The sequence below is a fragment of the Faecalicatena contorta genome, assembly GCF_001404335.1.
Classification (GTDB): domain Bacteria; phylum Bacillota; class Clostridia; order Lachnospirales; family Lachnospiraceae; genus Faecalicatena; species Faecalicatena contortus_B.
This window is the reverse complement of record NZ_CYZU01000064.1, coordinates 23,893-30,454: the sequence shown is the minus strand read 5'-3', so window position 1 is coordinate 30,454 and position 6,562 is coordinate 23,893. Positions and strand designations below refer to the sequence as shown.

Genomic DNA, 6,562 nt, shown 5'->3' with positions numbered 1-6,562 from the left:
TTGCTGAACCCAGCGCGGGAAATCATCAGATTTCCCGTGATGTGTTCAGCGTACCCGCCTATCCGGCATCGGCTGTTCTAGAATCACTTAGCAGCATGGGTGCATATTGCAACGGCATATACAGCCCCAGCACCTCCCCGGCCTCCCTGTCATAAAGCGTCCCCATCCGTCGACAAGTCTAAAGCTTGCCGACTAAATCCCGATTTAAATGTAGGGTACAGCGCGAAAAGTAACTGATTTTCCATTTTCTCATTTACAATCTGCCTGCAAGCCTTTATAATTAGGACGAGTTTTTATATAATAGCATGTAAATGAATGGAGGAAAATATTTTGTTTAATAAATATCTATATGTCTTCTTAATCTCAATGGTACCGCTCATCGAACTGCGCGGGGCTATTCCTTATTCCCAGCTGTTCGGGCTTCCCCTGCTGCCGTCCTATATCATTGCGGTTATCGGCAATATGCTTCCGGTCCCTATTATTTTCCTGTTTGCAAGAAAAGTTCTGGAATGGGGATCTGATAAGCCAGTGATCGGAAAGTTTTTTTCTTTCTGCCTTGAAAAAGGTCACAAGGGTGGTCAGAAGCTGAAAGAAAAGGCTGGAAAAGGACTGCCTATTGCCCTTCTCCTATTTGTTGGGATTCCACTCCCCGGCACCGGAGCCTGGACGGGAACACTCGCAGCAAGCTTACTGGATATGGATTTCAAATCAAGCGTAATCGCGGTGATGCTGGGAGTGCTTTTGGCCGGAATTATAATGGGGGCGGCAAGCGCTGGACTATTTGGGGCCATTGGGGCACTGTTTGGGTAAAGTAACGAAAGTAATAAACTTGTAGGTGAAGGGAGCTATGTCGAACCAGATATAAATCTCCATAAAAACCTCACAGTCATTTCCAAGAAACGTTTTCGCGTTTTGAGATGACCGTGAGGTTTTTTTAGTGCTTACACATGGCTCTTTATAAAACTTTCTATACATTGCCTCTATATTTTATAAACGGGAAGAACGTAAATAGAATTCTTTGAACAGTGCCAGATAGTCCGCAAGGTTTTCTATTTTAGGGTCATGATATTCAAATGTTGTTCCGTTGCATTTCTCATATTTTATGCAGCCTATTTCATAGTCTTTCCGAAATTTGCAGTTATCGCCTTTGCAATGTTTACATGTTCCGTAATCACCTGTAAACGCCATCTGTATATGCTCAGGGGCTGCGCTTATATATGCAGCATGTTTTGTGACATCATTTAAAAACAATCTAAGTACAATGGAGTCTTCTTTGATGTAAATACGAGCCACGACATTTTTGGATTTTACTCCTGCTTTTCTAAAAATAAGCATATATTTTCCCCAACAGTAACCGCTGCCAATCTCACCTCCATAGGTATATCCCATCTTTTCGAGCTCTTTCGTGAATTCTATGATAAATATTTTATCCCGCTCCTGAATGAAATTAAACTGTTTTTCTGATATGTGCTTTTCAATCATGCTGTTTATCCTCCGAATTGTCTTCTATTCTTCTTATCCTAATGGTTTCAGTATAAACTGCAGCATAGTGTCATAGTCAAGTGGAAAATACATTATTTTAAATAAAGAACAAAGTGGGCAAGTCCGCCTCAACTCCCCCCTCACTCATGAGGGGCTTGCACACTTTGCCGCCTTGCGGCTATATACTTATCGCGGCGTGTGCATCCTCCCGGAGGTTTTTTATGATATAGGAAATTCCAGAGGAATTTCCTATATCATAAAAAAATAACAGTATAGATACAATTATCAATGTATCCACACTGCCACTCATTCTAAAACTTTTGGAACAGGGGATGAGAGAATCGAACTCCCACCAAAGGTTTTGGAGACCCCTATCATACCATTTGACCAATCCCCTTTATAATACGACATCTTTCTCAGTCACTAGATCATTATACCCAGCCCACCCCTATTTGTCAAGAAAAATCTCCATATTTTCCCCATATTTTTCAGCTAATTTTATCAAAGGACATGATATTAGATTTCGGAAAACATCTTCTGTGCCAGATATGGCAATAGATGTTTTCGCCGACAGGCTAATTGAAATTCATCCTCCACCTAAAGAGGAAGGGGAACTCTTGCCTATAACATGTTAAAACGCTTTATTCTCCGGCTCCCACCGGCATGCATACTCCCAGTTCAGTTCCTCCGGCGGATTCATAATCTGCCTATATGCCTCAAACATCATCTCACATAATATCTGCGGCGGCACACATCCGCAGAAACCGCCAAAGGCAGGAATCACTATACTTTCGATCTGATTGTCAAGCGCTGTCATTAGACATGTTCTCATACACTGGTACACCACCATAGAATCCTTAATAGCAGAAGGTATTCTCATAGTCGGCGTGTGGATCAGCTTTATGCCTCTTACTCCTGTATCAATGATGAAGCTGGTACCCACAGGCTGTTCCCCCCGATAATGCTCCAGGATATGCCTCTGCACTTTCTCCTGAAGTTCCCACCCAAACCATTCAGAGATTGCCAGATCGTATCCCCCATCCATAAGACCGTAGGAATTAGCCGGAGAAACAACACATTCTACGGGCGTTGTCTCCATAAAATGCCTAAAATCATCACATACTACAGTTACCTCTCCCTCCTCCCGGAAATACAGCTTCCAGATGGAGACTAAAGTCTGATTTCTGTCCAACAGGTAAATTTTCATCTTCCGCCCCATCTGAGCCATATAAACTCCCGGCCTCATACATTCGTTCCTCTGTTAATATCCTTCAAAATTTGGTCGATGCACCTCTGTTCATACTCCCGGTCTTCCAAAATGTGCCAGGACAAGACCAGCGCCCCAAACTCCGAGGAATAAACGAGCCCATCTTTTTTGATAAAACAGACGAAATCCCCGGAAACCGAGCATTCATTCTCTTTTTTTGGCCTCGTGCAGATATGATAATCGTCTAATGGCAGCCTGTCCGGAGCTGTTGGCTCATTGTCAAAATCATAGAACTTATTCTCAAAAATATTATCCTTCTTCAGGGCTTCGAATAACTCGCTTGGGGAGATTATATAAATATGCTTATACTCCTCATATTTACCTCTGAGTTCCCCGACGCATTCGTCATTCCATTTTCCAGAAAAAATATAAATATACTCATATGAATTTTCCTGAATATAATAATCTATTTCAATGTCATGCTGATTCTTTACCTGACATGTTATTGGCTTTCTGCCATTAGCAACAAACCGGAATTCAAAATTCTGCTGACTCACCTTGCAGGATGAAGGCAATAGCTTGTACCCCTCTGAACCATGCTTATTACTTATATATAATGCCACAAGATCCTCGAGTTCCATGTAATTTAAGCTTCTGACAAAGTTATTGACGCCGATTTTCAGCCTGGGAATCTCAAATCTCCTGTTTTCGTCCGCCTCAAAATTTTCATACATCGAAATGACCAAGAGCCTCTGGCGGTATGGTGCGATTCTTTGAATAGTAGAGTGAAGCCTCTGAGAGAATCTGCCTGCGATCTCAGAAGGAAGTTCACCGTCATTCGCAAACTCGATCCACTTATCAACCGTTCCGCCCCATGAGAAACGTCCATAGACCGGATCATTTTCTTTATAAATATACATTGCCCCTTCAGATGAAACTCTGCCCACATAATAATGACTATTCTTAAGGCGCGTGATAACATAGTCTCCCTTTCTAATTGCCTTGTATCCATTAACAGCATCTTCTGACACTGACCCTCCCTGCTTTTTGTACTTTTCAATATAGATGGCTGCATTTTCGTCGGAAATCGGTGTGCCATATTCAAAACAAGGCATATCCCAGCCCATACCGAAGATTTTCGCCTCAATACATGTTTGCTGAAGCGTGCTCACCAACTCATAGTTCGCTCTGTCGTCGGTAGCAAATGGCATGAGATAGACCATCCAACAATTTACATCTGCAATATTCAAAAAGGGGATTTTATTCATTATTTGTTTTCTCCATTTTACTTTTGTATTTTTCACACATTACTTTTAACGCCTTCGTAAATTACATTTTTATACTCAGCGGTTTATTAAGTCTGAACAGTCACATTTTCATAATTACATGGCGTCGCCACACAAATTTATAAAGATTTTATTTCTAAAACACCTATTGGCTTATTGTTGACTTTAAGTTGTATAATTAACTTGTAACCATTATAGTTGGTGAAAACATCCTGGAGGATGCCGTGTTTCCGTGTAGATTCCCGCTATAATTTTTCCCTGGTTACTTTTATTTTGTTGCTGAAAAAAATAACACTGTACCTGTTGTGTACGATTCTATGTCAGTAAATCCAGCCGATTCAAAAAATAATCGAAGTTCCTTTTGGCTATATACCCTCACATCGCCTGTTCTGGAAAATGGAAATACTACCGTGTTAGCAATCCAACGCACCACCGGAGAAAAAAATGGTTCAGCAATCATGACTTTCCCGTTCTTCTTCAATACCCGCATACATTCATTGGCAAAGGTCTGGGGTGTTTCAAAGTGATGGAATGCACAAGACACCGTTATGACATCCATACTCTCATTTTCAAAGCTGAGAGGTGCACAGGAACCTGCCGCAAATGTACAGGCCGGGTATCTTCCTCTGGCAGAGGCAATCATATTTTCAGAAATATCTACACCAAAAGCATTGACTCCCGCCTTTTTAGAAAGTTCTCCAAGCAGACGCCCATTCCCGCAGGCAACGTCCAAAATATTGTCTCCCTCCTTGAGCACAGCTTTTTTAATTATCTCTTCTTTATGGGGGCTTGTGTATCTGCCCTCTGGAGCAGAATCATATTTCCACGCCATCTTATTATATACTTTTTGAGACTGTTCCGTCTTTTTCCCCACATCTATTCCTCCGAATTTCTATTTTCTGGTGAGTCTGGTTTTGTACAAACACGATTACTTCCTTCTTGGCCCTGTACAGCGTCTGGTCTGATGCGATGATAAAATATGAGAGTTCATCACCAGCCCGTGAGAAGAACGCTCTCTTTTACGGTATAATATCCCCATCAGAACAAGCTCTACTTCTCCTGACTCCATCGCTTCGAAGCATTGCAGCGCATCCATGCGAGATAGCAGTGCATAGCTGTCTACGGAGTATGGTTCATCCGGCCACAGATAATACCCGCTTCTATCTTTTGACTTGAGCAGATTGGTTATGATTGCCGTATCTCAGTTCTCTAGTTTTTAAAAATCGAGTTCCAGGGTTCGTCTGTCCCGGTTGTAATTTCAAATGATTAGCCGGTCAGGTTCTGCACTCTGCGCAGGATTTCATGAGCAATGCCCTGCCATTGGCTCTTTTGTTTATTGTAGAAGCTGATGGGATATTTGTCAAATCATCCCGCCACATGAATTGAGATCGAGTCAGAGGCGGACTCATAGATAAATCCGTCAATCGAACTGTCCTTCTGCCGCCTGTTTATAATCCGGTACAAAAACGGCTTCAAACAGTACCGTTATCCAGAGAAGTAGTCAGTTCGTCCTATTCCAGAGTTCTGGGCGTAATCTTCAAGCCAAATAAGTCACTCAAACGTTTACATACGAGTCGGTCATAGCCTCCAATCTCTCCCTCCGTTGTTATAAAAGCTTCCTCCGAATAAATCCTTCCGTAAACCAGACCATCCGGGTACTGCTGCTTTAATGATATACCTATACTATGTCGATATTATACCTCTACAAGTAAAAAAAGGCGAAGGCCGTGAAAGACTTGTATAGCTTTCATTGCCCTCGCAAAAATGCTCTGTTTAATAGTCTGAATTATTATTTATAAAACAACCCTGCCCTCTCCTTCTGCCTGGAAGGCGGCCTCCCTTTCTACTCCAACACCTCTCTGGAGATCATCGCCTTATCCATTGCCGTCATATCTGCCTCCGGGATCTCATAGATATCCCCTTCTGTCTTATTGACATGCACCGTAATCTTCTGAACCTCACCATACTGAATTCCTGCATCCACAGCTCTTTTCAGTATGTCGTAGTAAAGTTCATAAACACTGTTCTGCATATCCTGGTCGGAAGGCATTTCCTTCCCGTTCATTACTTCGTTTGCGACTTTTGTTGCGTAGTCCTTGGCCTGTTTCTGAAACTCGTCATATGTATCATCAAAAAGTGTAACCGGCTCGATTGACACGACAACAGTAAAGTTTCCTTCTTTATCTTCAACGGCTTCCCCTACTGTATACTTTACATTCTTTGTCAGGTTTTCAAACAGTGCCCTGAACTTTTCTTCCAGCTCATCCGGAAAGTCCAGAGATTCAAAACCTTCCATAGTGATATCCATCCGCTTTTCGAAAATCTTTTCAGCCGCCTCTTTAGACGATCCCGTTAATTCCATATACTTGTCCGTCTCGTTCTTATATGAGACATCCAATAGGGCCTGCGTATAACCGGCTGCGTCAAACTTTTTCCCGCAGCCTCCCAACAGTAGCAGTGTCATTGCCGTCAGCAAAATAGCTGATATTTTTCTTTTTTTACTCATAAAATTTCCTCCTCATGAATGCTTGTCAGGTATTATAGCATGGCCTGTCCGGCAAAAAAAGTAAAATATTGGCGGCATTTC

6 protein-coding genes and 1 tRNA gene are annotated in these 6,562 nt (G+C 42.1%); 1 reads left to right on the top strand and 6 read right to left on the bottom strand.

The genetic code is table 11. The annotated features are described in order from the left end of the window. The first annotated feature begins 330 nt into the window (after positions 1-330). The gene (locus tag ARB69_RS22120) at positions 331-810 is read left to right on the top strand and encodes a COG2426 family protein (RefSeq protein WP_025656622.1); all 480 of its coding nucleotides are present in this window, start codon (positions 331-333) and stop codon (positions 808-810) included. Positions 811-987: 177 nt separating this feature from the next. On the opposite strand, the gene ARB69_RS22115 is transcribed toward ARB69_RS22120, so the two are convergent. From ARB69_RS22115 to ARB69_RS22090, 6 genes are all read right to left on the bottom strand, one after another. Beyond that, a complete protein-coding gene (locus tag ARB69_RS22115; protein ID WP_055155013.1) occupies positions 988-1,482 on the bottom strand; it encodes a hypothetical protein in 495 nt (164 codons plus the stop codon). Between the two features lie 326 nt (positions 1,483-1,808). Continuing rightward, positions 1,809-1,879: transfer RNA gene (locus ARB69_RS22110), tRNA-Trp, on the bottom strand. A gap of 234 nt (positions 1,880-2,113) precedes the next feature. Continuing rightward, complete coding sequence (locus ARB69_RS22105) at positions 2,114-2,728, bottom strand: macro domain-containing protein (protein ID WP_055155012.1); 615 nt, start codon at positions 2,726-2,728, stop codon at positions 2,114-2,116. Then, positions 2,725-3,957: a hypothetical protein gene (locus ARB69_RS22100; RefSeq protein WP_055155011.1), complete on the bottom strand. Its 1,233-nt coding sequence runs from the start codon at positions 3,955-3,957 to the stop codon at positions 2,725-2,727. Before ARB69_RS22100 ends, ARB69_RS22105 begins: the two co-directional genes overlap by 4 nt. 286 nt (positions 3,958-4,243) lie before the next feature. Next, positions 4,244-4,849 (bottom strand): class I SAM-dependent methyltransferase, encoded by a 606-nt coding sequence (locus tag ARB69_RS22095; RefSeq protein WP_050638942.1) that lies wholly within the window; start codon positions 4,847-4,849, stop codon positions 4,244-4,246. Between the two features lie 969 nt (positions 4,850-5,818). Next, positions 5,819-6,481, bottom strand: a complete 663-nt coding sequence (locus tag ARB69_RS22090) for a hypothetical protein (protein ID WP_050638943.1) — start codon at positions 6,479-6,481, stop codon at positions 5,819-5,821. Positions 6,482-6,562: the final 81 nt, after the last annotated feature.

Bases quoted from the DNA above. Each gene is read 5' to 3' on its own strand.
- ARB69_RS22100 (WP_055155011.1), bottom strand. From the start codon at position 3,957: ATGAATAAAATCCCCTTTTTGAATATTGCAGATGTAAATTGTTGGATG.
- ARB69_RS22105 (WP_055155012.1), bottom strand. From the start codon at position 2,728: ATGAGGCCGGGAGTTTATATGGCTCAGATGGGGCGGAAGATGAAAATT.
- ARB69_RS22090 (WP_050638943.1), bottom strand. From the start codon at position 6,481: ATGAGTAAAAAAAGAAAAATATCAGCTATTTTGCTGACGGCAATGACA.
- ARB69_RS22115 (WP_055155013.1), bottom strand. From the start codon at position 1,482: ATGATTGAAAAGCACATATCAGAAAAACAGTTTAATTTCATTCAGGAG.